At 37.9% G+C, this 1,283-nt stretch carries 1 protein-coding gene; it reads right to left on the bottom strand.

The genetic code is table 11. The features are described from left to right. Positions 1–61 precede the first annotated feature (61 nt). Positions 62–1,206, bottom strand: a protein-coding gene (locus FTT73_RS16095) for an IS3-like element ISAba14 family transposase (protein ID WP_099046175.1) whose coding sequence is annotated in 2 segments (ribosomal slippage) — positions 62–942 and positions 942–1,206 — 1,146 coding nt in all. Because the reading frame shifts where the segments join, the coding sequence is not laid out codon by codon here. Between the last annotated feature and the right edge of the window lie 77 nt (positions 1,207–1,283).

The following is a 1,283-nucleotide window of genomic DNA, read 5'->3' as shown; positions in this document are numbered from 1 at the left end:
AGAGGTGGTTCCACTTGTTTGAACAACTAAAAGCGTATTTATAAGTGATATTCCGCTCTAGTTAAGCCACCTTGTTTTGTTGGGGTAGCTGATCATAGTAAAACTCATTTGGTGTCATTTTGTCTAGACTCGAATGAGGTCGTTTCAGATTATAAAACTCAAAATATGCACTCAATTGCTTTTTCGCATCTGTGACACTGCTATAAGCTTTGAGATACACCTCTTCATATTTAACGCTCCGCCATAATCGTTCAACCATCACATTATCTACCCATCGACCTTTACCATCCATACTGATTTGAATGCCATTTGATTTCAATACATCAATAAATGCATCACTGGTGAACTGACTGCCTTGGTCTGTATTCAATATTTCAGGTGATCCATATTTTTCAATCGCTTCATTTAAAGCCGAAATACAAAAATCCACCTCCATACTAATCGATACCCTATGCGCAAGTACCTTGCGGCTATGCCAATCAATCACAGCACATAAATAAACAAAGCCTTTTGCCATAGGGATATACGTTATATCAGTAGACCACACTTGATTACTGCGCTGAATAGCCAATCCTTTGAGCAGATATGGATATTTACGGTGAGCTTGATTAGCCTGGCTTAAATTTGGTTTGCAATATAACGCCTGAATACCCATTTTCTTCATTAAAGTACGTGTATGACGTCGTCCTATATGATGCCCTTGACGATTCAACAAATCACGCATCATACGACTGCCTGCAAAAGGATATTGCATATGTAATTCATCAATACATCGCATCAGCTTCAGATCTGATGAGCTAACAGGTTTTGGGCGATAATAATAACAACCACGAGAGACTTTCAGTAACTTAGCTTGTTTAGATACTGAAATCTGAAGTGAGTGATCGATTAACTTTTGTGGTTGAAGCGGCCCAGTTTCTTCAACACACCTTCTAAAAAATCAATTTCTAATGCCTGCTCACCGATTTTTGCATGTAACTTTTTAAGATCAATGGGAGGTTCTGATGGAGCTTTTGATTGATCGAAAGCTTGTGAGGAAGCTGAGATCAATTGATTTTTCCAGTCAATAATTTGGTTTTGATGAACATCAAACTCAGAACTCAATTCAGCAAGTGTTTTTTCTGCTTTGATCGCAGCAAGTGCTACCTTAGCCTTAAAGTCGTTTGAATGATTTCTTCTTGGTCTACGTGCCATAAAATACTCCATATATTGATGTTTATAACATCATTTGAGGAGCAGAGTATCACTTATAGGAGTTGTTCAAATTTCCGGATCCATCTCTA

The organism is Acinetobacter sp. YH01006 (assembly GCF_013420445.1).
In the GTDB taxonomy this organism is placed as follows: Bacteria; Pseudomonadota; Gammaproteobacteria; order Pseudomonadales; family Moraxellaceae; genus Acinetobacter; species Acinetobacter pseudolwoffii.
This window is presented reverse-complemented; position numbering and strand designations above follow the sequence as displayed.